Source organism: Alishewanella tabrizica (genome assembly GCF_014652375.1).
In the GTDB taxonomy this organism is placed as follows: domain Bacteria; phylum Pseudomonadota; class Gammaproteobacteria; order Enterobacterales; family Alteromonadaceae; genus Alishewanella; species Alishewanella tabrizica.
The window spans coordinates 1-25205 of sequence record NZ_BMYR01000014.1 but is presented as its reverse complement, the minus strand read 5'-3'; the positions used below and the strand labels follow the sequence as shown (position 1 = coordinate 25205).

Here is a 25205-nt window from a genome sequence, read left to right as displayed (position 1 = left end):
GTTTCTGGTTGGCACCGTTACACGCTTAGTTTTGTGGTTGAGTAGGGGTGATATCATCGCTTGGATAGCAGCCCAGTACTTTAACAAACTTGGTGATGCTGTTTAGCTCCTCCAATGCCCTGGTCATGGCATAATCACTTAAGTTCGCCGCGACATCAACATAGAACATTTCTTCCCACGGATTGCCGGGAATAGGCCGTGACTCGAGCTTGCTCATACTAATGCCATGCTGTCTTAATACTAACAGGGCCTCTACCAATGCACCTGGTTGCTGGCCAGTATACATAATAAACGTGGTTTTAGCGGGGATCGCTTTGGCGACATTAACTGCTTTGCGCGCGACGACAATAAAACGGCTGACATTGTGTTTTTGATTGGCCAGTTGTCGTGTTAGCACTTCTAAGCCATAAAGCTTGCCACCTTCTTCGCCGCCTATGGCAATAATAGTAGGATCCTGTAGTGCTTTTACTTTGGCAAACGCAGCAGACGAGCTATCGCAGTAATCAATTTTTACATTGGTTAAGCCCAGTAAAAATTGGCTACATTGTGCGATAACTTGCGGGTGTGAGCAGACTTGACGAATTTTAGACAGATCGGTACCGGGTAACCCGAGTAAACAATGTTCAATCGGATGGGTCAGTTCGCCAACAATCGATAATCGTGTATGTTGCAAAATATCATAAACTTCGTTAATCGAGCCAGAAGAGGTATTTTCGATGGGTAACAACGCATAATCGGCGTGGCCTGTTTCAACGGCATTAACAATTTCATTAAAGCTATCGCAACCGAGTTCAATAATATGTTCGGCGCGCCGTGCAAAGTATTTTTGTGTTGCCCAATAGCTGTAGGATCCCTGACCGCCCAAGAACGCGACTCTTACCGCATCAGTGTTATCACCATTTAATTGCCCTTGCACTTGTGCTTGTTGTTGTAATACCGAGTCTTCAATAATTACATGAAAAATTCGGGTAACATATTGCGCATCAAGTCCTTGTAACTTCCCTTTCTCAATTAATGAGAGCAGTAGCTCCTGTTCGCGCTTGGTATCACGTATCGGTTTATTTTGTGACAATTTCGCTGTCGCTACAGCAAGGGCTAAGCTGCGACGCTTGGCCAATAATCCGATTAATTGTTGATCGGTATCGCTAATTGCTTGCCGGATGTCGTTTAATTCCATGTTCTGCCTCTAGCTTGAATATAAGCGTAATATAGCCAAAAAAAAACCTCCCAGTGTGGGAGGTTTTCTGCTTTTCGTGCGCGCACGGTTAGCTACCTCCAAGTGCAGGGGGTAAAGCTAAAAAAACCGAGTGCGAATAAATGTGTTTTCATACCGACACCATAATCCGTCTGGATGGCTAAAGTCAAGGGAATGGTAGCAACTGTTGTTGATATTTTTTTGGGCCAGGAAGAAACGACAAGGGGGTCTCCTCTAGCCAAAAGCGGTGATCTGCCCGATAAAACGGTGATAGGGGATGCCCTGATTGCCCTGTAGGGATCACTAATATACCGTGTTGTTCGTGACCAGGCGCGACCACCATACGTTGCGACTGGCCAAAGGCTGGATGCTGTACCCGTGGCATATGGCTGTCGCCAGCAAGGGCTGTGGTGGGCATATTCAACCATTGACCAAAGAAGGGGATGGCTGAGGCTAGCGGGTGTTCAATTTTTGCTGTGTTACGATTGCCCCATCTGGCATCAGCTAGTTCGCCATAGTCTTTAAGCAGATCGGCATGCGTAAGCTCTGCTGCATGTAATAATAATTCCGACCAATTGGCGTAACGGCTTGGTAAAGTATCATTTCGCTGTGCGTGTAACATCAGCCAAAATGGTGTTTCTAAAGCGTATTTTAAGTCTGCACTACGCGCACCGCTTTTCTCTAGTAAGGCAGAGAGTGGGCTAAAGGTTAATTCAAGCACCTTTAAACGGAATTGGCGCAGCAGCGTATAACCAATATCATCGGGGCTTGCTTTTAAGCGTGATGCAGCAATATGTTGTCGAAATTCGCTAAGTTGACGCTGTGCGGCCAACGGTTCCGTTAGCGTTTCTAACAACAGGCGATGCCAGCCAGCTAGCAGTAGCGATCGATGATCGAGTTGGATCTGATGTAATGCTGATTCGTCTGCGTCTGATAACGTGGCAAGCGCTAATGCGATTTGCTTACCCCGAGCCCCGAGATCATAGCCGCCATTCCCTAATACCGCATAACGCTTGTCCCCCACGGTTCTCGCATTGGCCGACCAAAGTCGCTGACTAGGCGGGTTTAATAACGTAGGGTACTCATCAATGGATAAACGACCATCCCAATAGGGTTTGTCGCTACGCCCGTCTTGTACATGATCCCAATCAAACAGATTTCGCCGAGGTATAGGACCAAAAATGGTCCACCCAATGCTGCCATGCTTATCGGCGACTAGCAGATTTTGGGCCGGAATACCGATTTTGTCGGCATAAGAGAGGGCTTGTTTAGCTGATGTGGCATGTTCTAAATAGCGTAAATTTAGGTTAACGGCATCGTCATCATGGGCAATCCAACGTAGCGCATAATGTTGTTGATCGGGAAATGGCAATATTGGGCCCCACTCAGTTTCTTGTACCGTCAGAGCATAAGGTTCCGCATCACGGATTTGAATGTATTCCGTAACGCTGATTAACGGTTGCCAGCCGCTACCATTGAGATACTGTTGTTGATCAGCAGATAACTCAAGCGCAATAAGATCGTGCCAATCAGCCGTACTGTTCGTAAAGCCCCAGGCAATGTGACCATTGCTACCCACGACAATTGCCGGCGTACCAGGTAAACTTAATCCTGTAACCTGTCTATTAATCGTCTGCTCTTGCCAATTAAGCTGGGTTTTGTACCATATACCGGGCACGCGCAAAGAGAGATGCATATCATCCGCTAAAATAGCCGCGCCATGCTCGCTGAGTTGACCTGACACGGCAAAATTATTACTGCCCAGATCAACGGCATCGGCTGGCGTACAGTGAGTACAGCTAAGTTGTTGCTGTAAAACCGAAGGATATGGGCTGCTGGGCAGTGCAATAGTTGAGACCTCTGTGCCGTCAATAGCCGCTTGCCAATCAGCACTATGCTGTTGAAAAAAAGCATACCACTCTGGGGGTAACGCCTGGCGCAGCTTAGTCATTGCGTACTCATCACGACCTCGCTTGCCTTGTAGATCAAGATACATACTGTAAATCACCAGCAAGCTGTCGCTTTCTAACCAAGGGGTAGGTTCCGTTCGAAGTAGTGTATATTCAAAAGGCGGGCGATGCAGGCTGTTTAGTCCATCATTCACACCACGACTGTATGCTGCCAGTAATTGTAAATCGGCGGCAGCGAGTCGGCTAAGTTGTTGCTCGGCGCGCATTCTAAAACGATGGCGTCGATGGCTAATATCGGTATTCAGTGCGTGTTGGCCAAAGAGTGCCGCCAATTCACCGGCTGCACTTCGTCTGGTTAAGTCCATTTGGAAAAAACGATCTTGAGCATGTGCAAAGCCTAAACCGTAAGCCGCGTCGGAACGATCTTGCGCCTGCACCGTCAGATAACCTTGTGAATCGCGTTCTAAATAAACCGGATGGGCGACTGCACTGGGGTATGTTGCCTGATAATCGGCTAAACTGCCATTAAGCCACGTGTAGGCGAGGGTAATGCCAATCAGTAATACCAAAAACAGTGCGGTAAAAAGCCCGCGTATTATTTTCATTTATGTTTCCTGCTGGTATAAAATCAAAAGGTTAGCACAGAAAAAGGAAAGCTCAATGTCAGTTAAAACACACGTGTGGGATGTTGCCGTAAGATTCTTTCATTGGTCGCAAGTTTTGTTATTAGGTGGTCTTTGGTACACCGGGAATGAAGGCCTAATGGCGCAACACCAACTTATGGCGTATACCTTAGCCGCGTTATTAATTGCCCGAATTTGCTGGGGGCTGTATGGTAGTACAACCGCACGATTTCGCCATTTTGCCGCCTCTCCGATAGCGGCACTGCGCTATTTGCGTCATCCTAAACCTGTGCTGGGCCATAACCCAGCGGGTGCTTACATGATTTTTGCTTTAATTCTGTTGTTAGCATTGCAGCTTCTTACTGGATTGGCGACCTTTGACAATAGTTACATTAGCGATGGTCCTTTAGTGCAATATCTTGCTGCAGAGTGGGTGTCGCTAGCTTCTAGCATTCATAAGGTAAATATCGATATCATCCTCATCTGTGTTGGCGTGCATGTAATCGCTGCGTTATGGCATAGCTGGCGCTATGACAATGTGTTACTAACAATGATCACCGGAAAAACTACACAACAATATACTTCATCAATGCGACCGCTGATTAAAGCGAGTTGGAGTTATTTTGTCATCGTTGTGGTGTTACTGGGGGTGTTTTACGTTTGGCAAGGCGAGATGCTAGTGAAATTTATTTAAAAGCAGCAGGTTTGCACCGCGTCATTTGGCAACGACGCGGTGAAAAGACATGTTAATCGGCTTTGTACTTGTCATGACAGGCTTTACAATTACGTGCAAAGTCAGCAAACGCTTTACGAATTTCCGCTTGCTCGGCTGTCTTCGCCGCCACCAATAAAGCAGCTGCATCTGCAGCCATTTTATCACCGCGTTCTTGCACGTCTGCTAAATTATCCCAAATCACTGGCTTTACATCACCACCGGCTTCTTTTGTACCCGGTACGGTAAAGGTTTCCCAAGGCAGTTGACTCAGTAATGCTAAGGCCTCAGCACGACGCTGAACCCGTTCTGCATCAAAGGCGACATTGCCTCGGATCATATCTTGTATATCACCCATATTATGGCGAATCAGTTGGAAACTTGCTTGGCGGTAGGATACGGCATCTTTACCATCGGTGAACGCTGTTGCGGCGATAACCGGCGCACAGAGTGTGGCGCTTAAAAGGGTAACAATTAGGGCTTTTTTCATTTGCTTACTCTCTTCTAGTCGATTGCATAAAAATAATGGTAAAGTATCATTCATCGTTGTTGTGTGCCTTAATAGCACTATGAAATAACTATAACAGCTGCGAGCCTTAGTCGTGAAGGATCTTAATCATAATAATGCCAGAGGGATGAATTCACTGGGGCTGAAGTTTTCAGCACTGGTTTTTCTGGCTATGTTGATTACAGGCCTAACAGTCGCCTTTAGCTACACTACCTTTTTGCAAAGTATCGAGTCAAATCAATCTGTCTGGCATTTACTAATCTTTACACTTTTAACAGCCTTATTCGTTACAGCTATTCTTTATTTACTGCTTAATCAGTTAATTCTGAAGCGTTTAACACGTTTGGCATCGGCCGTGCACCGGGTGGGCAGAGGTTTACAACCGAGTTTGCAATTAGATAACAAGCCTGATGAGCTTGGCACCTTAAACCGCAGTTTTATGGCGATGAATGCAGAAATAAACCAGCTTATCACCGGTTTAGATAATCGTATTGCTGAAAAAGAGCAAGCGGAAATGCTGGCTCGTAAACTGAGTAAGGCTGTCGCATTCTCTAGCTCAGGCATTATTATCACTAATCATCATTTAGATATTGAGTACATCAATCCGTTTTTAAGCAATCTGTTGGGGCTAGAACTGCCCGCTATTTACGGTAAATCATTAAGCACGTTGTTTGCTCAGGATATGCAGTTACTGGGAAATGAGATGCGCTTAACGTTACAACAGCGTCAACATTGGCAAGGTGATGTGTTACTGCAACAAGCTGATCTCAACAATGATACTCAGCATTGGGTTACGTTAGCCATTGCGCCTATTCGAGATGAAAAAGGGAGTCTCTCGCATTATGTGGCGGCTTTGCAGGATATTTCGTTTATCAAGCAAAGCCAAAAGCAAATGGAGCGGCTGGCGTATTATGATTCTCTTACCGGGTTGGCAAATCGTAGTTACTTTCGTAATCAATTACGTAAATCTATCGCGATGTCTCAGCGAGGTTATTACAGTTTTGCTTTATTATATTTTGACTTAGACGAATTTAAATTAATTAATGATACGTTAGGGCATGATGCAGGCGATGATTTGCTAAAAGAAGTCGCCAGTCGACTAACCCATCGCTTGCGAGAAGACGATACCATAGCGCGCTTAGGCGGCGATGAGTTTGCCGTCATTTTAAGTGATATCAAAGATAAGGCCCAGGCAGGACAAATTGCCGCTACCTTGCAGCAAGCCTTTCAGCAGCCGGTTAAGCTGGGTAGCCATACTGTTTCTATAAGTGCGTCTATTGGTATTACCATTGCACCCGACGATGCGGTAGACGAAGAACTCTTGCTAAAACATGCTGATCTGGCGATGTATGAAGCCAAAGCGCGAGGTAAAAATACTTATCGCTTTTTCTCACAGCAGTTAAATGATGCAGCGAATGAGCGGCTGTTGATCGAAAGCCAATTACGAGAAGCCATAGCCTTACAACAATTTGTGTTGTTTTATCAACCTAAAATTGATGTTCAAGATGATATGTTGATTGGCTATGAAGCGTTAATTCGTTGGCTAAGACCTGATAATACCCTAGTTCCGCCTGGGCGATTTATTGCTGTTGCCGAAAGTACGGGATTAATTGTACAAATTGGCGAGTGGATAATCCTTGAAGCTTGCCGTTTTTTAGCACGCCAGCATAGTCGTGGTTATGCGGTATCCGTATCGATTAATTTGTCGGCTCGACAATTTAATGACAATAAACTGCCTGCGATGATCGAACAAATTATTCATCGCACAGGTGTAGATCCAGCCTATCTCATTTTTGAAATTACCGAAAGTATGCTAATGGGCGATACTGATGCGGCTATTAAACAGTTAAATCAGTTAAAGCGCCTCGGTATCTCTTTATCTATTGATGACTTTGGTACAGGCTATTCTTCACTTAATTATTTAAAACGATTCCCGGTCGATGAGTTAAAAATTGATCGCTCTTTTGTCAAAGACATTCCAGAAGATCGTAACGATATGGACATTGTTTCGGCCATAATTGCGATGGCGCAAAAAATGCAGTTACGCGTTGTGGCAGAAGGGGTGGAATCGGCTGAACAAGCCGCGTTTTTGCAAGAAAACGCCTGTTACCTGGTACAAGGTTATTATTTTAGTATGCCTTTACCAGAGCAAGAATTAAGTCAATTAACATTCACAATAAAAACTTAAAGACGTAGTCAGCTTTTTAGTGCGCGATACTTTGCAAAAAGCGGGTGTTTTGCTTGAATTGTTTCGACCCGCGTCTAACACCATTCAGGAAAACGTTATTTATGATATCAGCGCGTTTGTCTCTGCTGAGCTTAGCATTACTCGGCACGTCCAGTGCTGCATGTTATGCGGCTCAGACGACACCGGAACTGGGGATCCGCGACAAAACCCCCAACCTCGTTGCCCTTATTAATGCTACCGTAACCACGGAACCTGGCAACACGCTGCCGCAGGCCACGGTACTTATTCGTGACGGTAAAATTGAAGCTGTACGCACGAATGCGTCAGTGCCGGCAGGCTATCAAACGGTGGATCTTAAGGGTTACCACATTTATCCGGGTTTTATTGATCCCTATACACAATATGGTATTCCAGCGGCGGCTGCCGATGAAGGCTTTAGTTTTGGTCGTCGTCCCATGTATGAAAATGCGCGGCGGGGAGGCAATGCGGCTAATGATGCTATACACGCTCAACAGCGCTGGGTAACTGAATTTAAGCCAGACAGCAAAGCGGCAAACGAGCTCTTAAAAGCAGGGTTTACTTCGGTACAAAGTGCCAGACAAGATGGTATTTTTCGCGGGACGGCTTTTGTCGCATCATTGGCACAAGGGTTACCTAATGATGTGATTTTAAAGGCGGATGCGCAGCATTTTCTTTCCTTTAGCAAAGGCAGTTCAAAACAAAGTTATCCTTCATCATTAATGGGCTCTGTCGCTTTACTTCGACAAACGCTTTCTGATGCTAACTGGTATCAAGCGGCAACGGCCAATCCGACTATGTCGTTAGCAGGGCAGCCTATAGAATTTAATGCAGCGTTAGCAGCCTTAGGCACACTACCGCAGCAAGGTGTGTTGTTTGATACTACTGATGAGCGTTCGTTGCTTCGTGCCAACCGCCTGTTAGCCGAATTTAATATTAATAATGCGCTATTGCTGGGTTCTGGCTATGAATACAGCCGATTAGCGCAGGTTAAAGCGACGGGGAAACCTATCTTATTGCCGCTAAACTTTCCAGCGGCCCCTAGTATTACCACAGCAGAGCAGCGCTTAGATGTAAATCTGGCAGAACTGCGGCATTGGGAACGGGCCCCTGCGAACGCGTCGGTATTGGCTCAGGCTGGGATCCCTTTTGCCTTGACCTCACATGGTCTTGCGAAAAAGTCAGAGTTTATTCCAAATGTGCGTAAAGCTATTCAGCACGGTTTAACGCCAGAGCAGGCGCTGGCAGCGTTAACCATCGTCCCAGCAGATATCTTAGGTTTACAAGCATCGTTAGGTAAAATTGCACCTGGTTATCAGGCTGACTTAGTGATCAGCCGAGGCGATTTATTCCAAGATGGTGATATTGTGGCAACCTGGTTACGTGGTCAGGAACATCGTTTTGTTCCGGTGCAACCAACCTCTTTTGCTGGCGAGTATCAACTTAGTTTTAATAACGACACCTTTACTATCATACTCAAAGGTACCGCGCCAAAACTGACCGGTGAAGCCACCTTAGCAGATAAAAAAACCAAGCTAGAACATATTGTTGTGCAAGGCGATCGGCTGCAATTTAGCTTACCGCTCGTGTCGCTAAATGAACAAGCTGTGGTATTACAGTTTAATGGGGTATTGACTGAGCAACAGCTAAGCGGTTACTGGTTAGATGCGGCTGGACAACAGCGCGCAGTGGTGGCGATGCAGCAACCAGAGCGTGCTCAGACAACAGCAAGCGATAAAGCTCCAGCTTTGAAGCCTGCTGCAACAATGGTCTCGCAGCTCACGTATCCAAACCGCGCCTTTGGGGTATCTGCACTACCCACAGCGCAAAATGTGCATATTAAGAACGCTACTGTATGGACTGCTGCAGAGCAGGGTATCTTGCAGAATACCGATATTCTTGTTCGCGATGGTAAGTTTGAAAAAATCGGACAAAATTTAGCAACGCCACGAGGTTACACGGTGATTGATGCCAGCGGCATGCACGTCACGCCCGGTATTATTGATGAACATTCTCATATTGCAACCGAGCAAGGTGTCAATGAAGGTTCGCATGCGAATACGGCAGAAGTGCATTTGGGCGATGTCATTAATCCAGATGATATTAATATTTATCGTGCTTTAGCTGGCGGTGTTACCGCCGTGCAAGTGTTACATGGTAGTGCTAATCCCATTGGCGGACGCGCCCAAATTTTGAGTTTACGCTGGGGAGCTGACGCGGAAGGCTTAAAGTTTAAAAATGCACCGCCAAGTATTAAGTTTGCCTTGGGTGAAAACGTTAAGCAATCGAATTGGGGAACGGAATTTACCAGTCGTTATCCGCAAAGCCGTATCGGGGTAGAAACCTTTATCCGCGATCAGTTTCAGGCGGCAAAAGAGTATCAAGCCGCATGGCAAGCGTTTAATAAATTGTCTAAACGCGAACAAAGCCGCGTAGCACCGCCTCGGCGCGATTATCAATTAGATACACTGGTCGAAATTATCGAAGGTAAGCGTCATATTCATACGCACTCTTATGTTGCATCAGAAATTCTGATGTTAATGCAAGTCGCAGACGAGATGGGCTTTAAGGTCAATACCTATACGCACATTTTAGAGGGCTATAAAGTGGCCAGTGAAATGAAAGCCCATGGTGCCAGCGTATCTACGTTTGCCGATTGGTGGGGATTTAAAATGGAAGTGAATGATGCTATTCCTACGAATACTTGCTTGATGCATGAACAAGGATTGTTAGTGAGTGTTAACTCTGATGATCCGGGTTTGTTACGTCGCTTAAACCAAGAAGCCGCAAAATCCACCATGTACTGCAATATGGATGAGCATGAGGCGTTAAAAATGGTCACCATTAATCCGGCGAAGCAACTGAAAATTGACGACACGGTTGGCGCTATTGTTGTGGGTAAACAAGCTGATTTTGTCTTGTGGGATGCTGCACCCTTATCGGTTTACGCAGTTGTACAGCAAACGTGGATTGAGGGCGCACGTTATTTTGATCGTCAACAAGATTTACAGGCTCGCCAGCAAATTGAGCAAGAGCGTCAGCAATTAATACAAAAAATTCTGACTGCCGGTGAATCGGCACGGCAAGGTAGCACCACAGCCTACAAACAGGACGATCCCATCTGGCACTGTGAAGACAATGATGATTGGTTAAAATTGCGGTTTGGTTTTGGTGCGCATTTGCATGGGCATGGTCATAGTCACGGAGAGCAACATTAATGAAGCGACTAATAACGTTATTTGCTGCTGCCTGTACTATGGCAAGCAGCACGCTTTGGGCAGTAAATCCAGTTCCTGCCCCCAAACAGTCGGCACCTATTCTCTTGAAAAACGCCACGGTGCACAGCGTGGTGTCAGCTCCTGCTGTGCAAGATGTCTTATTGGTTGACGGTAAAATTGCGGCTGTTGGCGTTAACTTAGCGGCGCCGCAAGGGGCACAAGTTGAAGATTTGACGGGAAAACACCTTTATCCGGGATTAATTGCGCTGATTAATCAATTAGGGTTAATTGAAGTAGAAGCTGTGCGGGCAACCCGAGACGACAATGAAGTGACGGCAACCAATCCAGATTTACAGGTGCAAGTGGCTTTTAATGCAGATTCCGTAGTGATCCCAACCATTCGCAGTAATGGTTTTAGTCATAGCCTCATCTACCCGTCGGGCAGTTTAATTACAGGGCGCTCGGCGTTAATGCAGTTGGATGGTTGGAATTGGCAAGATGCACTGGTGCAGAGTGATGTTGGCTTACATGTCAGTTGGCCACGGATGAGTTTGCAAACTGGCTGGTGGGTGCGTGACAGTGTTGAGCAACAGCAGCAGCGTCAAACCGAACAACTTGACCAATTACATGGTTTTTTTAAACAAGCTCATGCGTATTATTTGGCAGAGCAAGCCGGGCTAAACCGTGGTAAAGATTCACGCTGGCACGCAATGCTGACCTTTTTTGACGGTAAGCTACCGCTGTTTGTGCATGCCGATGATCCGCGACAAATTCGTCAAGCCATCTTGTTGGCAAAACAGTACCAAGCAAAGTTGGTCATTGTCGGTGGGCGTGATAGTTGGCGCATGGCCGACGAACTAGCGGCAAATCAGGTAGATGTTATTTATACTGCGCCGTATGGGCTACCAACGCGTTCAGATGAAGCTTATGATCAAGCGTTTAGTGCACCAGGCATTTTACAACAAGCGGGCGTTCGTATTGCGTTGTCTTTAGACGGCTTCTGGGATACGCGTAATTTAGTGTTTGCGGCAGGCCATGTGACCCGTTATGGTTTAGATCCGGCTGCAGCATTACGTTCATTAACACTGGATGCCGCCATTATTGCTGGGGTAGCCGATCGTTTAGGCTCAATTGAAGTTGGGAAAAGCGCCAGCCTTGTATTGTCAGCAGGTGATATCTTTGATTACCAAGGCCACAGCATTGAGCAGTTGTGGATTGATGGCCGTCGTGTCGATCTAGACAATCGGCATAAGCAATTACACCGTCGTTATCAGCAGCGTTATCAAGCGCAAGCGACGCAGTAATTCTTGTAAATTGCATTATTACTAATGCTGCACAATGAGCAAAGTGCCAGTTTACTGGCACTTTTTTATTGATAAAGGACAGAGTGAACATGTTTAAAAAATCGCTAATTTTACTGGTCAGTGGCTTCTTTACCCTGACTGCCTGTGTTTCAGCGCCGCAGCCTCCGGCACCTCGAGCCAGCGCTAGTGTGCTAGAAAGTCATCTTACTTTTTTAGCCGATGATTTATTAGAAGGGCGTGATACCGGTAGCCGAGGCCATGAAATTGCGTCGCGTTATATCGCACAACAATTTCAGGCGCTGGGGTTACAAGGTGGCGCGGCCGATGGCAGCTTTTTTCAGCGAGTACCCATGCGTAAAGCACTATTAGTGCAAGGTAGCGCCCATTTACGCTTTGAGGTTCAGGGACAAACGCTGACACCCAGTTATCCTCAGCAATTTTTTACTGGGCCCAATTTGCAGCAACCCGATTTGGCCCTTCAGGGGGAAATGGTGTTTGTGGGATACGGTTTAGTCTCTGATGCCTTTGAATTAAATGATTATGCCAACTTAGATGTCAAAGGCAAAATTGTGGTGATGTTAGCGGGATTACCCGCGTTTCTTCCCAGTGAAGAGCGTGCTTATTTAGGCAGCATGAAAACGGAATTTGCCGCCCAGCAAGGCGCAATCGGGATCCTTACCGTGCATACGCCAGAGCAAGAGAAGACACGGCCTTATGCCAACAGTTTATTATTTTTAAACGCGCCCTCAATGAGCTGGTTAGATAATGATGGGAAGGTTGGCAGAGGTTTCCCACAAATTAAAGGCGGTGCATATTTACATCCTGATACGGCTAAAACACTCTTTGCGGCCGCGGGACAATCGTTAGACAGCATTTTTACGACTATTGCTGAAGATAAAATCCCCCGCGGGTTTACCTTGCCGGGTACCATGCAATTAAGCAGTAAAACGCAACATCAAGCCATTGATAGCCCCAATGTGTTGGCGGTTTTGCCTGGCTCTGATCCCACGTTAAAGCACGAGTATGTGGTACTTACTGCCCATTCTGATCATATTGGTTTGGCCAATGATTTACGCACCGAAGACAAAATCAATAATGGCGCCATGGATAACGCTGCGGGTGTCGCAATATTATTAGAAACCGCACGACTTTTCGCCGCGCTTCCAAAAGCACCTAAACGCACTATTCTGTTTGCCGCGGTAACAGGTGAAGAGAAAGGCTTATTAGGAGCAGATTATTTTGCTAAGCAACCTCCAGTGCCGATTAATCAAATGGTGGCAAATGTAAATTTAGATATGCCAGTGTTACTGTACCCGTTTGCTGATTTAATCGCGTTTGGCGCAAATCATTCAACCTTAGGAGATGTAGTTGCCCGCGCGGCGGCTAAAGAGGGTATCGCTTTGAGTGCGGATCCTATGCCTGAGCAAGCGATTTTTACCCGCTCTGATCATTATCGCTTAGTACAGCAGGGGGTACCTGCAGTATTTTTAATGACCGGTTTTACATCAAAAGATCCTAAGCAGGATGGTGGCAAAATTTGGGGCAGTTTTTTTGCAAAACACTATCATAAGCCTTCTGATGATATTCCAAGCTTAACTAAAGAATATGGTCCTATTCGCTATGATGCTGGCGCCATTTTTACTGATATTAACTTTAACATCGCGTTAGATGTGGCGAACAGTCCAGAGAAACCATTGTGGCGTAAAGATAGTTTCTTTAAAAATATTTTTGGTCGGGCAGATAACTCTGAGTGATGTTTATACTCAGCTCAATACGTGTTCAGGGCTGGTTAGGTACTGGGCTAGTTAGGTACTGGGCTGCGATAATACAAAGCAGCGTGTGAAAACGCGCTGCTTATTTAACACTCTGCGTATCCTTAAACTCTGCGTATCCTTAAACCTTGCGTATCATAAAACTCTGTGTATCTAAATAACCTGCGTATTTAACAATTCTGCGTATCTAAACAGCTAGCGATCAACCGCCAGCTTGTTTCACTTTGTACCCCTTTTGCTGGAGTAATTCTGCGACAAATTCACGCTTGTCTGCTTGGATTTCAATATGGCCTTCTTTTACTGCGCCGCCACACGCACACCGTTTTTTCAAATCAGTGCACAGTGCGCTGAGTTCTGCCGGGGTACCCATTAATCCAGTAATAATTAGTACCGTTTTACCACCACGCCCCTTAGTTTCGCGTTTTATTCGCAAAGCACCATCGGTATAGCGTTCGCCCTTAATTGGGGCTGCTGTGGCGGGCGCGATACGGCCATGTTCGGTGGAATAAACCAGTTCGGTTTTGCTACCTTGATGAGCTGATAAGGCGTGCTCTGTGGTTTGAGAAGCCGTGTCAGTATCTGAGCGTTGTTGTTGCCAATCGGCAAGCGACATTTTTTTGGTCATAGTGTTGCTCGTTACAACTGAGAAAACAGTAAAGTTTAAAGCTTACTGAGCTAGACGTCATGCAGCAAGTTTTTCTGGCATTGGCTTGGTTTTTTAATGGTATCTGGTAAAATATAATCAATTTTTAGAAATCTGGATGGCTATATTTTGGTTAACATGATGCACGATACTGCGCAAATAGCAGAATGGGTAAAAACGTATTTAGATAAAAGCGGTTTGTTTGCGTCATGTGCGCCAACCTTGCTGCCTTCATTGACTGATTTTACAGCCAAAACATGTGATTATATGGCGCAACTTGAACATTTCCTTGCGCAGGCAGCTGTACCACAGGTGGTTTGGCAATATGCAGTTCCCGAGTTAGGTGAAGGTGGTGCATGTTCCTTGTTTGGTGTGCTTGCCGATACGCCATACGATTTAACCGGTATATTAGGCGGTAAAACACCGGCAAACCAACAGGCACTTGAGACGTTAAGCTTGATCACCGCATTTTATCAGCAACACGCGGGCGTGGCATGGTTTGGCATTTACCAAGCCCGTTCTTCTGTTGAAAACGAACCAGTTTTAGTTAAGTTAAGTTATTTTGGTGCAGCCTCTAGAGCCGAGTTTCCATTAAATGCTGAATTTGCGCAATTGAGTAATAACAGCACGGTAGGGTTAACCGGAAAAGGCCGGGTCATTAACGATGTGGCGGCTTATTTACAACAGGGTGGCGAATATTATACGTGTGATCCCAAAGTGCAGGCTGAAGCTTGTTTGCCACTGTTTACGCCTTCAGGCAAGATAGCAGGTATAGTAGATGCCGAAGATGTAACTAAACACGTATTTACCGCTGACGCTTTGGCATTATTGGTTGCAGTATGTTTGACTATACCGCAGTTTTTACCGGCAACATCTTGATGCGGCCACGCTCTTAATAATCATAAATCAGGTAGAACATTATGTTTGCTCAGTTAAAACCCGTGGCTACCGACCCTATTTTAGGGTTGATGGCAGCTTATCGTGACGATCCTAATCCACTAAAAGTAGACTTAGGCGTTGGTGTTTACAAAGACGAGCAAGGCCATACGGCTGTGCTAAAAAGCGTTAAAGAAGCAGAAGCATTACGCTTAAAACAAGAAAACAGCAAAACCTACATTGGTATGGCAGGTGATTTAGGATTTAACAGTCATATCGAGAAATTAGCGTTTGGTGCATCACATCAAGTGTTGCTGGCTAACCGCGTTACCTCGGCACATACCCCCGGTGGTACAGGTGCACTGCGCGTTGCAGCCGAGTTTATTAAACGCGCAAATCCAAATGCCACGGTCTGGGTCACTACGCCAACGTGGGCAAACCACATCTCGCTTTTTCAAGCTGCCGGTTTGCAGGTAAAAGAGTATTCCTATTACGATTATCAAACTAAGGGCTTACAAGTTGAGCAAATGTTTGCCGACTTAGCACAGATCCCCGCAGGTGATGTGGTGTTAGTGCATGCTTGTTGCCACAATCCTAGCGGTATGGATTTAACCTTTGAACAGTGGCAACGTTTTACTGCTATTGCCCTTGAGCGTGGTTTTACGCCATTGGTTGATATGGCCTACCAAGGTTTTGGTGTCGGCCTAGCAGAAGATGCTGCAGGGTTGCGTTATTTAGCTGATCACGTCGCAGAAATGATTTTATGCAGCTCGTGCTCGAAAAACTTTGGATTATACCGTGAGCGAATTGGTGCGGTTAGTATTGTCTCAGCTGATAGCCAAGTGATGGATATCGCTCGGGTGAATTTGCTCAGTGTTGTGCGCAGTATTTACTCGATGCCGCCGGCCCACGGGGCGATTATTGTGGCACATATTTTAGACAGTGCTGAGTTGACGGCATTATGGCACCAAGAGCTGGCGGAAATGCGTGATCGCATTAACAGCTATCGTCAATTGATTATTGATAAGTTTGCTGCTGAAGGGATCAGCCAAGACTTTAGCTTTATTGCACGTCAACACGGGATGTTTAGCTTTTTGGGCATTAGCAAGGAGCAAATTGAACGCTTAAAAACCGAGTTTAGTATTTATATGGTGGGTTCAAGCCGCGTTAGTATTGCTGGGTTAAACCACAGTAATATTGATTATTTTGCAAAAGCGGTTGCAACCGTTTTAAAAGGCTAATTTTACGCAATTGTAGGGGCAACTTACTCTTTGCGTAACTGGGTAAGTTGCTAATATACCGGTAATGTAAGCATTACCGGTAAAGCCGTTTAACCTAGGCATTTGCAATACTGCTCGCATTTGCATGTTATGCATTATTCTTCCTCTGTTTTAACCTGTACTACAAGTTGCGTAGCTTGCACTTTGGGTACTGCATGTAATGATGCAGTGTCGCCTGTGTCGCCTGTGTCGCTCTTTGTTGTTCTCATGCTTATGTTAGTTTGTTCAAGCAGCTGTTTTGTTGCCTGTTCAATGGTCGATTTCGTCTGCGTTTTTATAGATTCTTGGATCTCAATCAAATGCTGTTGTAAGGCTTGGGTTGTTAGCTCGCTCACGCTATTAGCATTTACAGGGGCGAATATGCTGGCACTAAATAAACAAGCGATTAGAGTAATTTGAACGTTTTTCATGATGGCACTCACTTAGTTAAAGATTATGGGTTAATAACCTCCTTAGTATTACAATTGCTGTGCCAATGACGTAATTGAAATTAAGTGCTTGATAAATAAATGTAAAATATTTATTAAGCAGTTTCACTCTCAACGGCAAAATAATCAAAAACTAAAAAGTAGTTAATTTAACTATTTTTTAGTGTCAACGTTTCACCCTAGTCTACTCGGGTTAGCGCTCGGGTGATAAATACTCATTATCATAAAAAGTGCGCAGCCATTCAGGGCGATAAACCGCCATCAATGTAATCGCCATACCGTTTAATAGCGCTTCGCCAAACCAAATCAAAAGCGCCAATTGCGTGTAGTTCTGATAAATCGTATGCCAACTATGGCTGTCTTGAAGCAAGAACCAACCTGACGTCAGCAGAATTTTTAGCATAATAGTTAGGGCGGCATTAATAAAACCGGCTACAAAAATATAAACAAATAAATGACGGCTTAAATAATGATATGACCACTTAAATACCGCGTAGCTAAACAGGCCAGGCAAGATAAACGTCGTAAGGGCAAATGCGCCACCCTCTGTTAACGGTACTATTCCAAATAACAATAGCATGCAAAGTGGAATACAACAGATCCACATAGCAATACGCCAACCATGGCATAGAACGAGCGTGGTGATTCCCAGGAAAAACAATTCTAACCCCGGCACAATACCTGCTCTAACTGACCAGAGTAACGTAAGAAACACGGCTGACGCAAACACCAGATGTTGATAACCAGGGACCTGGAGCAAGCGCGGTACGAATTCTTTGGGATAAAAACGCAATAAGATAATGAGGCTACCAAGCCATGCGATGAGCTGCCAATGGGTCATAACTTAGGATCAGATTTGCGTGAGAGTGGCACGATTTTAGCGCAGAACACGCGAGCCCAGCCATATAACTGGGCTGATTATAGCAGAATTAGTTTTGTAATTTTTTGGCCAACTGTAGATAAAGCTGACCATTATCACGCACACGTGTGGCGTCCATTACTTCAGAGCCTAAATGTACCTCTTCTAACACGGCTTTAAGGGTGTCATCTGCGGCAGGAAGCAAGGCTAAAGCGTTTTCCAGTGTATAAGTGAGTTCGTGAATTTCAGTAATCGTTGTCGGATTCAATTCGCCAGCCAGCAGTTTGGCTAGTTGGGTGTTTGCTGTGTTAAAACTCGCGATGGCTTGTTGCGTATTACATATTGTTTCACCTTTAAAATGTGCTGGACGCTCGTTAGCAAAACTGGCTTGACTGGTTAACGACAGCATACCGAGCAATACGATGTAATAGAGTGATTTCATAAAACGCCCTTAGATGATAATAATTCTCAGTTACTTTAGCAGCTTTTAAGCAATTTGCAAGCAGCAATAAGGCCGTCATTACCTTTGTTAAACCGCCTACGAAAACGCCTGCACAGAGCAGGCGTTGTCAGGATGTCGTTAGGGAACAACGACAGTCATCGCGATAACACGTTAGATTTTTTTGTATTTAATACGATGTGGTTCTAAGGCCGCTGCGCCGTAAGTTAATTTAATCCACGCTTCATAATCAGAATAATTGCCTTCGAAGAAGTTAATTTTGCCTTCATCACGGTAATCTAGAATATGCGTGGCGATCCGATCTAAAAACCAGCGATCGTGCGAAATTACCATGGCACAGCCAGGGAAATCCAGAATGGCATTTTCGAGTGCACGCAAGGTCTCAACGTCAAGATCGTTGGTGGGTTCATCTAGCAGTAGCATATTACCACCGGCCTTTAACAACGCCGCAAGATGCACTCTGTTACGTTCACCGCCTGATAATTCGCCGATAAATTTTTGCTGATCATTACCTTTAAAGTTAAAACGACCGACGTAAGCCCGGCTTGGAATTTGAAAACTGCCAATTTGCAACATATCTTGACCGTTTGAAATTTCTTGCCATACGGTATTCTTTGGGTTCATGCTGTCTCGGAATTGCTCAACGCTGGCAACGTGTACGGTTTCACCCACGTCAATACTACCACTGTTGGCTTGCTCACTGCCCGTGATCATTTTAAAGAGCGTAGATTTACCTGCACCGTTGGGGCCGATGATGCCGACAATTGCGCCTTTGGGAATACTGAAACTGAGATCATCAATTAACACACGATCGCCAAAAGACTTACACAGGTTTTTCACATCCAGCACTTTGTCGCCTAAACGAGGACCTGGTGGAATAAACAACTCATTGGTCTCATTGCGTTTTTGGAATTCTTGACTTTGCAGCTCTTCAAAGCGCGCCATCCGTGCTTTGCTTTTAGCATGACGACCTTTCGGGTTCGTTCTTACCCACTCCAGTTCTTGTTTTATAGAACGCTGGCGAGCATTTTCGGTTTTTTCTTCTTGCTGTAAACGTGCATCTTTTTGCTCTAACCAAGAAGAGTAATTGCCTTCCCAAGGAATACCTTCGCCGCGGTCTAGTTCTAAAATCCAACCCGCTACGTTATCTAAGAAGTATCTATCGTGGGTTATTGCCACTACGGTACCTGGATAATCATGTAAGAAACGCTCTAACCATGCAACCGATTCCGCATCTAAGTGGTTGGTCGGTTCGTCGAGTAACAACATGTCAGGGCGTTCAAGTAACAATCGGCAAATAGCAACACGACGTCGTTCACCACCCGATAAATACTCAATTTTGGCATCCCATTGGGGGAGGCGAAGCGCATCTGCGGCACGTTCTAAGGTGTTCTCAAGATTATGACCGTCTTTTGCCTGGATTAATGCTTCCAGTTCGCCTTGTTCGCGTGCAAGGGCGTCAAAATCTGCATTTTCATCGGCGTAAGCGGCATACACTTCATCTAAGCGTGTAAAGGCGTGCTTTACGTCTGCTACAGCTTCTTCCACAATTTGGCGCACAGTTTTGGTCGGATCTAATTGAGGTTCTTGCGGTAAGTAACCAATTTTAGTGCCGGCAAGGGGGCGTGCTTCACCTTCAAACTCCTTATCAACACCGGCCATAATGCGTAACAGTGTGGATTTACCGGAGCCGTTTAAGCCCAAGACGCCAATTTTCGCGCCGGGAAAAAAGGAGAGTGATATATCTTTTAAAATTGTACGTTTCGGGGGAACGACTTTCGATACCCGATACATAGAGTAAATATATTGTGCCATTATTATGCTACCGTCCGTTAAGGGCTATCAGACCAGCACAAATTGTACGTTATTTTTAGCCAAGGGGGAAAGTGAATGCCATACTTACTGAATAAAGTTGGCTTTTGCTAGCTGATCTCTGTTTTAATAGTCGTCGATAACTAATTTTTTAGCAGGTTTATTATGGCTGAGTTTGCACACGATCCGAGTTTCCAACGTTTTATTGAAGAAGCTAAAACCCAAGGCGTGGTTTGGACCCTGGCTGATGGCGAGGATTTACTGGTTGTTGAATCGGTTGAGTTTGAAGAAACGGATGTAATGCCGTTTTGGTCAAATAAAGCCGAAGCGCAGGCACATTGTTCAGACGAGTGGGCTGGTTATAAACCTGAGGCGATCCCACTTGATGTGTTTTGCGAAGGCTGGTTAAAAGAAATGTATGATGATGGCGTGTTAATTGGAACTAACTGGGATGAATCCCTAAATGGCCCAGAAGTGGAACCGCGAGAATTGTTAGAAGCATTGGCCTTGGTTCAGTAAAACGACGTTTGGTGCAATGAGGAAAGCCCAGCCTTGCTGGGCTTTCGCTATTTATGGGTGTAAAATACAATTATGTTACACGGTCGCTAAACTGCTTGGTAAAGCAAAGCGTATATGCCGTATCCTTATCAGGTTTTGGAAGCATTATGTTATCAAAAGAAGCGATATTAGTGCGCAGCGTGCTGGAGGCTAAAGGTCTTGAAACACCTATGCGCGACAATGGTTTATCTCGTAACGAAAAGTATGAAAAAATCAGTCAACTGATGACAGACATCGTGAATACATTAGGGCTTGATTTGAACGATGACAGTTTACGTGAAACCCCTCATCGTATTGCTAAAATGTATGTAGACGAGGTGTTTAGCGGTTTAGATTATAGCACTTTTCCCAAAATAGCCGTTATTGAAAATAAAATGCAAGTAAGTGAAATGGTCAAAGTTAAAGATATTAGCTTCACCAGCACGTGCGAACATCATTTTGTGACAATAGACGGTAGTGCTACTGTCGCTTATATCCCCAAAGATCGAATTATTGGGTTATCAAAAATTAATCGCATAGTGCGTTTCTTTGCACAGCGTCCACAAGTACAAGAGCGGTTGACACAGCAGATTTTAGTCGCACTTCAGACACTGTTAGATACCGATAACGTTGCTGTTACCATGGATGCTATTCACTATTGCGTAAAATCGCGTGGCGTAATGGATGTTAATTCTAAAACACAAACGACGGCATTAGGCGGTTGTTTTAAAGATGACGCTCGCACCCGCGCAGAGTTTTTGTCTCGTTAGTGGAGTATTTGCTCGCTGGTGCACATAGGCCGTTGCTACATTTTTGGGTGGACGGCCTTAACACATAACACCAGAACATATGCCTCTTAAATCATTTCAAATGCTTTCTAAGTCTCGTCATTGAGATCCCAATCATCTAACAGTTTGCGTAAACGTTTTTGCTCTAATAACTCATCAATACGTTTGCGCGCTTCTAATTTTTGACGCGATTTAACATCTTTTTTATTTAAATTTTTTTCAAGTTCTGGATCATCAACAATATCGTCTAACTCTGGTTCTATAGGCGGTAAGGATGTCATTAAATAAGCCTCTTCGATTTTTCTGACTATTTACCGATTTTTTTAGATTTAAAACAGTGAATTTTTTTTATGCTAACGATGAATAATGCGATTATTCATAAATAAGAATCCAACCTTCTCTGTTAAGCGTATACTCAAAAAATAATTATTCTGATTAACGGAGATAAGAATGAAAACAATGTTAGCGGTAGCCATGTTAGGGGCTTTAGCATGGGCATCGCCCGCGGAATCTGCGCAGTGCGGTGATATTTTAGGTCACTCTGTACAACAATTAAAAACGCGCGAAAGTGTTGATTTGTGTGAGCAATTTAAAGGTAAAACACTTATTGTGGTAAATACTGCGAGTAAGTGTGGTTTTACGCCACAATTTGAAGCGTTAGAAGCGCTCTACCAGCAATATAAAGATCAAGGTTTAGTGGTATTAGGTTTTCCATCGAATGATTTTCGTCAAGAGCATAATGACGAAGAGAAAACTGCCGAAGTTTGTTATTTAACTTATGGTGTAGAGTTCCCAATGTTTTCTACCACCAGCGTTCGTGGCGATAAAGCTAATCCTGTTTTTAAAGCGTTAATTGCCAAAACGGGTGAAAGTCCATCATGGAACTTCAACAAGTACATCGTAAGTAGTGATGAACAACAGGTGGTGCATTTTGGTAGCCGCACCAGCCCAGATGATCCAAAGTTTCTTGCTGAACTTGAAAAGATGTTAGCCGCCAAGTAAGGCGTTATTTTCTTCAAATACCTCATCAATAGCGGTAGCTTCGTTTGTTGCTGCCGCTCTTGCTAGCTGATCACAGCGCTCGTTTTCAGGATGGCCATTGTGCGCTTTAACCCAATGCCATTTAACCATATGTTGCTGGCAAGCGCGATCCAAACGTTGCCACAAGTCCTGATTTTTAACCGGTTGCTTCTGACTAGTTCGCCATTGATTACGTTTCCAACCGGCTAGCCATTGGGTAATGCCCAACCGCACATATTGACTATCGGTGGTAAGATCAACACTGCATTGATCTTTTAATGCTTCCAATCCCATTATGGCAGCCAATAATTCCATGCGATTATTTGTTGTTAGTCGAAAACCGCCACTGAGCTCTTTACGATGTTGTTTAAATATCAAAATCGCACCGTATCCGCCTGGTCCCGGATTACCCAAGCACGATCCATCCGTATAAATAGTAATACTTTTTTGCATACTGCTTTTGTTTACCTTGATCCGCACTCACGCAAACCTGAGCAAATTAACTGGTTTAAGGTGCTTAGCTAAAATCTGCATATTGCGGTGGTTTGGGTATATAATCAACCTCAATTGCAGATAAATACCAAATGAGCCATGCTAAAACGACAAATTATTCTGGATACTGAAACTACCGGTATCAACCCCAAAGAAGGCCATCGTATTATTGAAATCGGGTGCGTTGAACTGATCAATCGACGTTTTACCGGGCATAACTTTCATGTTTATATCAATCCTGAGCGCGAGATTGAGGCAGAGGCTATTGCGATTCACGGTATTACCAACGAACGTTTGCAGCACGAGCCAACCTTTCGTGATATAGCACAACGTTTTTTTGATTATATTCAAGGTGCTGAGCTGGTTATTCACAATGCGGCTTTCGATGTGGGATTTATTGATCACGAATTTTCTTTACTAAAACCCACTTTGCCACCTGTAGCAAGCCATTGCGCGATTGTCGATACATTAAAGTTAGCCAGAGAACTTCATCCGGGACAAAAAAATAATCTCGATGCGTTATGTCGTCGTTATGATATCAATAACAGTCATCGAACCTTGCATGGCGCTTTACTTGACGCTGAGATTTTGGCCGATGTTTATTTGCTCATGACGGGGGGGCAGGGCAGCCTCAATCTAGCGGCTGAAGAGCACATAGCACAGCATGATGTGGTTAATACCTTAACCATTGCTCGCAATGGCAAGCTTAAGGTGATTAAAGCCAATGTGGACGAATTAGCTGCGCATGAAGGACGGCTTGATTTGGTTCAGAAAAAAGGAGGCAGTTGTCTATGGCGAAATTAAGCCTTGTGCTGTTGCTGTGGTGTTTGTGCGGCGTAAGTCTGGCTCAGACACAACAACCGCAACAAACACAGGAAATGGACGAACAAGCAGCGCAAGCAGGGTTAAAAATGCTTGCTGACTTACCGCTGGGTAATCAAATCCCCCTTTTAGATAATCGGTTTCGCATCGATGATGGCATTGAAAGCATTACCATGGTGCTATTTCGGCGTCGTGGCACGGCATCGATCGTATTAGTGAGACCCGATGGCAGTAAAGTGTTTTATAACACCGCGAAAGATAATGGTATGCGTTGGCATGATGCTGCGACTTACGATTTAATTGAAATTAGCAATCCGATGCCTGGACCTTGGCAAGCAATAGGTCGGATATTACCCGATAGTAAAATTTTAGTGCTTACCGATGTTGAGCTGAAAGTCGATGCGCTTCCTGAGCCGTTGATGGTAGGCGAAACGTTCAAATTGACTGCGAGATTGATGGACGGCGATCGTACTGTTGATGTTAGAGAGTTTAAAGATATCCTTAATTTACAAGTCCACTTTTTGAGTACTAATAACAAAGAGTATGACAATTTTGGCCGGGGTATCGTTGAAGTTGCGACCTTTAGAGATGATGGTCGAGGTTATGATGCCAGCGCGCGCGACGGTATTTTTACCGGTGAAATAAATCTTGGTTTTGGGGCCGGTGAATGGACGCCAAAATTTAGTGTTACAACCCCTTTATACAGCCGTGAAATAGCACAAGCGCCTGTCATCATTGCCCCCGCACCGGTAGCCTTAAAGATTGAAGCGGGCACGAACACGGCAGAAGGGCAACCGCAACATCACCGAGTTTCATTTGAGCCTGTATCTGAGTTAGTTGATCCTGCGTCTTTATTATTTCAAGGACAAATACGTTATCCCGATGGCGATATGCAGCCTTTTGCGTTAACCGAGCCAGGCCAAAGCAGAGAAATTGCTATGGAAAATCGTGGCCCGGGCAGTTATATCTTAAATGTGGCGGTGTTTGGGCAAATGCAAGATGGTAGGGAGTTTGTGTTAAATTTACCCGAAGAGCGTTTTCTGGTAACGGTACAAGCTCAAGAAGCACCTGCGATAACCGAGCCAGTTATTGCAGAGTCTGCTGAAGATCTTAGTACCCTAGTTGCAACTGAAGAGCAAACCTTTCCGTGGCTATGGGTAATTGCTGCTAATCTGATTATTTTATTGACGGGCGGTACGGCAATTTGGCTGGTGTTTACCGGACGGGGTTTTGCCGTATTGCTTTTTTGGCGTAAGAAAAAAAAGGTGGAAGAGACACCAGCAAATAATCCGCAAGATAAAAATGAACCGAAGAAAGTGCAAAAAAACACCGATTCAGATGACATTCTCGACCTTTCATTACCGGATGATTAAGGAATAGGCAAAAGGCTAAAAAAAGGTGTTGACGGGCTTTAGCCTAATCCGTATCATTCCCGCCGCACCAGACGATACCCAAATGAAATTGTCTAGTGCTTGGTGCGGAGCGGTAGTTCAGTCGGTTAGAATACCGGCCTGTCACGCCGGGGGTCGCGGGTTCGAGTCCCGTCCGCTCCGCCAATTTTCGATACACACCGGAGCGGTAGTTCAGTCGGTTAGAATACCGGCCTGTCACGCCGGGGGTCGCGGGTTCGAGTCCCGTCCGCTCCGCCACTTGTATCGAGACAGCTTCCTGATCCGGAGCGGTAGTTCAGTCGGTTAGAATACCGGCCTGTCACGCCGGGGGTCGCGGGTTCGAGTCCCG

The 25205-nt window shown here is 45.0% G+C and carries 22 protein-coding genes and 2 tRNA genes; 14 read left to right on the top strand and 10 right to left on the bottom strand.

Annotation, left to right across the window (positions count from 1 at the left end):
- Positions 1-25: 25 nt before the first annotated feature.
- Both IE070_RS14955 and IE070_RS14950 read right to left on the bottom strand, forming a co-directional pair.
- Positions 26-1177 (bottom strand): chorismate mutase, encoded by a 1152-nt coding sequence (locus IE070_RS14955; RefSeq protein ID WP_189484004.1) that lies wholly within the window; start codon positions 1175-1177, stop codon positions 26-28.
- Between the two features lie 184 nt (positions 1178-1361).
- Positions 1362-3710 carry a penicillin acylase family protein gene (locus IE070_RS14950; RefSeq protein ID WP_189484003.1) on the bottom strand — a complete coding sequence of 783 codons (2349 nt, stop codon included), beginning with the start codon at positions 3708-3710 and terminating at the stop codon, positions 1362-1364.
- Between the two features lie 55 nt (positions 3711-3765).
- On the opposite strand from IE070_RS14950, the gene IE070_RS14945 reads away from it, so the two are divergent.
- On the top strand, positions 3766-4422 hold the full coding sequence (locus IE070_RS14945; RefSeq protein ID WP_189484002.1) for a cytochrome b/b6 domain-containing protein: 657 nt from the start codon (positions 3766-3768) through the stop codon (positions 4420-4422).
- A gap of 52 nt (positions 4423-4474) precedes the next feature.
- Here IE070_RS14945 and IE070_RS14940 read toward each other — a convergent pair whose 3' ends face one another.
- A complete protein-coding gene (locus IE070_RS14940) occupies positions 4475-4930 on the bottom strand; it encodes a c-type cytochrome (RefSeq protein ID WP_189484039.1) in 456 nt (151 codons plus the stop codon).
- 112 nt (positions 4931-5042) lie between these two features.
- On the opposite strand from IE070_RS14940, the gene IE070_RS14935 reads away from it, so the two are divergent.
- The 4 genes from IE070_RS14935 to IE070_RS14920 all read left to right on the top strand — a co-directional run bounded on the left by IE070_RS14935 (position 5043) and on the right by IE070_RS14920 (position 13430).
- On the top strand, positions 5043-7136 hold the full coding sequence (locus tag IE070_RS14935; RefSeq protein ID WP_229797090.1) for a putative bifunctional diguanylate cyclase/phosphodiesterase: 2094 nt from the start codon (positions 5043-5045) through the stop codon (positions 7134-7136).
- A 101-nt stretch (positions 7137-7237) separates the two neighbouring features.
- Positions 7238-10372: an amidohydrolase family protein gene (locus IE070_RS14930; RefSeq protein WP_189484001.1), complete on the top strand. Its 3135-nt coding sequence runs from the start codon at positions 7238-7240 to the stop codon at positions 10370-10372.
- Positions 10372-11676, top strand: coding sequence for an amidohydrolase family protein (locus IE070_RS14925; protein ID WP_189484000.1), 1305 nt, complete (start codon positions 10372-10374; stop codon positions 11674-11676). The genes IE070_RS14930 and IE070_RS14925 overlap by 1 nt, the downstream gene beginning before the upstream one ends.
- An 89-nt stretch (positions 11677-11765) precedes the next feature.
- The gene (locus IE070_RS14920) at positions 11766-13430 is read left to right on the top strand and encodes a M28 family metallopeptidase (RefSeq protein WP_189483999.1); all 1665 of its coding nucleotides are present in this window, start codon (positions 11766-11768) and stop codon (positions 13428-13430) included.
- Between the two features lie 220 nt (positions 13431-13650).
- Here IE070_RS14920 and IE070_RS14915 read toward each other — a convergent pair whose 3' ends face one another.
- Positions 13651-14073, bottom strand: coding sequence for a translation initiation factor (locus IE070_RS14915; protein WP_189483998.1), 423 nt, complete (start codon positions 14071-14073; stop codon positions 13651-13653).
- A gap of 156 nt (positions 14074-14229) precedes the next feature.
- Between IE070_RS14915 and IE070_RS14910 the strand changes: the two genes are divergently transcribed.
- Together IE070_RS14910 and IE070_RS14905 are read left to right on the top strand one after the other, a co-directional pair.
- Positions 14230-14970, top strand: coding sequence for a GAF domain-containing protein (locus IE070_RS14910; RefSeq protein WP_229797089.1), 741 nt, complete (start codon positions 14230-14232; stop codon positions 14968-14970).
- A 41-nt stretch (positions 14971-15011) separates the two neighbouring features.
- On the top strand, positions 15012-16208 hold the full coding sequence (locus tag IE070_RS14905) for an amino acid aminotransferase (protein WP_189483997.1): 1197 nt from the start codon (positions 15012-15014) through the stop codon (positions 16206-16208).
- A 134-nt stretch (positions 16209-16342) separates the two neighbouring features.
- On the opposite strand, the gene IE070_RS14900 is transcribed toward IE070_RS14905, so the two are convergent.
- The 4 genes from IE070_RS14900 to ettA form a co-directional block, all read right to left on the bottom strand.
- Positions 16343-16657: a hypothetical protein gene (locus IE070_RS14900; protein ID WP_189483996.1), complete on the bottom strand. Its 315-nt coding sequence runs from the start codon at positions 16655-16657 to the stop codon at positions 16343-16345.
- A gap of 211 nt (positions 16658-16868) precedes the next feature.
- Complete coding sequence (locus IE070_RS14895; protein ID WP_189483995.1) at positions 16869-17516, bottom strand: energy-coupling factor ABC transporter permease; 648 nt, start codon at positions 17514-17516, stop codon at positions 16869-16871.
- An 88-nt stretch (positions 17517-17604) separates the two neighbouring features.
- Positions 17605-17976 (bottom strand): DUF6746 family protein, encoded by a 372-nt coding sequence (locus tag IE070_RS14890; protein WP_189483994.1) that lies wholly within the window; start codon positions 17974-17976, stop codon positions 17605-17607.
- A 171-nt stretch (positions 17977-18147) separates the two neighbouring features.
- On the bottom strand, positions 18148-19809 hold the full coding sequence (ettA, locus tag IE070_RS14885; protein ID WP_189483993.1) for an energy-dependent translational throttle protein EttA: 1662 nt from the start codon (positions 19807-19809) through the stop codon (positions 18148-18150).
- Positions 19810-19971: 162 nt separating this feature from the next.
- Here ettA and IE070_RS14880 point away from each other — a divergent pair, with 162 nt between their 5' ends.
- Together IE070_RS14880 and folE are read left to right on the top strand one after the other, a co-directional pair.
- The gene (locus IE070_RS14880) at positions 19972-20325 is read left to right on the top strand and encodes a DUF2750 domain-containing protein (RefSeq protein ID WP_189483992.1); all 354 of its coding nucleotides are present in this window, start codon (positions 19972-19974) and stop codon (positions 20323-20325) included.
- Between the two features lie 146 nt (positions 20326-20471).
- The gene (folE, locus tag IE070_RS14875) at positions 20472-21113 is read left to right on the top strand and encodes a GTP cyclohydrolase I FolE (protein WP_189483991.1); all 642 of its coding nucleotides are present in this window, start codon (positions 20472-20474) and stop codon (positions 21111-21113) included.
- A 107-nt stretch (positions 21114-21220) separates the two neighbouring features.
- On the opposite strand, the gene IE070_RS14870 is transcribed toward folE, so the two are convergent.
- Positions 21221-21412: a PA3496 family putative envelope integrity protein gene (locus tag IE070_RS14870; protein ID WP_189483990.1), complete on the bottom strand. Its 192-nt coding sequence runs from the start codon at positions 21410-21412 to the stop codon at positions 21221-21223.
- Positions 21413-21581: 169 nt separating this feature from the next.
- On the opposite strand from IE070_RS14870, the gene IE070_RS14865 reads away from it, so the two are divergent.
- A complete protein-coding gene (locus IE070_RS14865) occupies positions 21582-22133 on the top strand; it encodes a glutathione peroxidase (protein ID WP_189483989.1) in 552 nt (183 codons plus the stop codon).
- Here IE070_RS14865 and rnhA read toward each other — a convergent pair.
- Positions 22119-22604, bottom strand: coding sequence for a ribonuclease HI (rnhA, locus tag IE070_RS14860; RefSeq protein WP_189483988.1), 486 nt, complete (start codon positions 22602-22604; stop codon positions 22119-22121). The genes IE070_RS14865 and rnhA overlap by 15 nt on opposite strands.
- A 138-nt stretch (positions 22605-22742) precedes the next feature.
- Here rnhA and dnaQ point away from each other — a divergent pair, with 138 nt between their 5' ends.
- The 4 genes from dnaQ to IE070_RS14840 all read left to right on the top strand — a co-directional run bounded on the left by dnaQ (position 22743) and on the right by IE070_RS14840 (position 25114).
- A complete protein-coding gene (gene dnaQ / locus IE070_RS14855) occupies positions 22743-23447 on the top strand; it encodes a DNA polymerase III subunit epsilon (RefSeq protein WP_189483987.1) in 705 nt (234 codons plus the stop codon).
- The gene (locus tag IE070_RS14850; protein ID WP_189483986.1) at positions 23435-24838 is read left to right on the top strand and encodes a TIGR03503 family protein; all 1404 of its coding nucleotides are present in this window, start codon (positions 23435-23437) and stop codon (positions 24836-24838) included. Before dnaQ ends, IE070_RS14850 begins: the two co-directional genes overlap by 13 nt.
- A gap of 106 nt (positions 24839-24944) precedes the next feature.
- Positions 24945-25021, top strand: a tRNA-Asp gene (locus IE070_RS14845).
- A 16-nt stretch (positions 25022-25037) separates the two neighbouring features.
- Positions 25038-25114 (top strand) — tRNA-Asp (locus IE070_RS14840).
- Positions 25115-25205: the final 91 nt, after the last annotated feature.

What these genes read in the sequence shown, in the direction of transcription:
- IE070_RS14955 (WP_189484004.1), bottom strand. Translation starts at nt 1,177, where the DNA reads ATGGAATTAAACGACATCCGGCAAGCAATTAGCGATACCGATCAACAA.
- IE070_RS14950 (WP_189484003.1), bottom strand. Translation starts at nt 3,710, where the DNA reads ATGAAAATAATACGCGGGCTTTTTACCGCACTGTTTTTGGTATTACTG.
- IE070_RS14945 (WP_189484002.1), top strand. Translation starts at nt 3,766, where the DNA reads ATGTCAGTTAAAACACACGTGTGGGATGTTGCCGTAAGATTCTTTCAT.
- IE070_RS14940 (WP_189484039.1), bottom strand. Translation starts at nt 4,930, where the DNA reads ATGAAAAAAGCCCTAATTGTTACCCTTTTAAGCGCCACACTCTGTGCG.
- IE070_RS14930 (WP_189484001.1), top strand. Translation starts at nt 7,238, where the DNA reads ATGATATCAGCGCGTTTGTCTCTGCTGAGCTTAGCATTACTCGGCACG.
- IE070_RS14925 (WP_189484000.1), top strand. Translation starts at nt 10,372, where the DNA reads ATGAAGCGACTAATAACGTTATTTGCTGCTGCCTGTACTATGGCAAGC.
- IE070_RS14920 (WP_189483999.1), top strand. Translation starts at nt 11,766, where the DNA reads ATGTTTAAAAAATCGCTAATTTTACTGGTCAGTGGCTTCTTTACCCTG.
- IE070_RS14915 (WP_189483998.1), bottom strand. Translation starts at nt 14,073, where the DNA reads ATGACCAAAAAAATGTCGCTTGCCGATTGGCAACAACAACGCTCAGAT.
- IE070_RS14910 (WP_229797089.1), top strand. Translation starts at nt 14,230, where the DNA reads ATGATGCACGATACTGCGCAAATAGCAGAATGGGTAAAAACGTATTTA.
- IE070_RS14905 (WP_189483997.1), top strand. Translation starts at nt 15,012, where the DNA reads ATGTTTGCTCAGTTAAAACCCGTGGCTACCGACCCTATTTTAGGGTTG.
- IE070_RS14900 (WP_189483996.1), bottom strand. Translation starts at nt 16,657, where the DNA reads ATGAAAAACGTTCAAATTACTCTAATCGCTTGTTTATTTAGTGCCAGC.
- IE070_RS14895 (WP_189483995.1), bottom strand. Translation starts at nt 17,516, where the DNA reads ATGACCCATTGGCAGCTCATCGCATGGCTTGGTAGCCTCATTATCTTA.
- IE070_RS14890 (WP_189483994.1), bottom strand. Translation starts at nt 17,976, where the DNA reads ATGAAATCACTCTATTACATCGTATTGCTCGGTATGCTGTCGTTAACC.
- ettA (WP_189483993.1), bottom strand. Translation starts at nt 19,809, where the DNA reads ATGGCACAATATATTTACTCTATGTATCGGGTATCGAAAGTCGTTCCC.
- IE070_RS14880 (WP_189483992.1), top strand. Translation starts at nt 19,972, where the DNA reads ATGGCTGAGTTTGCACACGATCCGAGTTTCCAACGTTTTATTGAAGAA.
- folE (WP_189483991.1), top strand. Translation starts at nt 20,472, where the DNA reads ATGTTATCAAAAGAAGCGATATTAGTGCGCAGCGTGCTGGAGGCTAAA.
- IE070_RS14870 (WP_189483990.1), bottom strand. Translation starts at nt 21,412, where the DNA reads ATGACATCCTTACCGCCTATAGAACCAGAGTTAGACGATATTGTTGAT.
- IE070_RS14865 (WP_189483989.1), top strand. Translation starts at nt 21,582, where the DNA reads ATGAAAACAATGTTAGCGGTAGCCATGTTAGGGGCTTTAGCATGGGCA.
- rnhA (WP_189483988.1), bottom strand. Translation starts at nt 22,604, where the DNA reads ATGCAAAAAAGTATTACTATTTATACGGATGGATCGTGCTTGGGTAAT.
- dnaQ (WP_189483987.1), top strand. Translation starts at nt 22,743, where the DNA reads ATGCTAAAACGACAAATTATTCTGGATACTGAAACTACCGGTATCAAC.
- IE070_RS14850 (WP_189483986.1), top strand. Translation starts at nt 23,435, where the DNA reads ATGGCGAAATTAAGCCTTGTGCTGTTGCTGTGGTGTTTGTGCGGCGTA.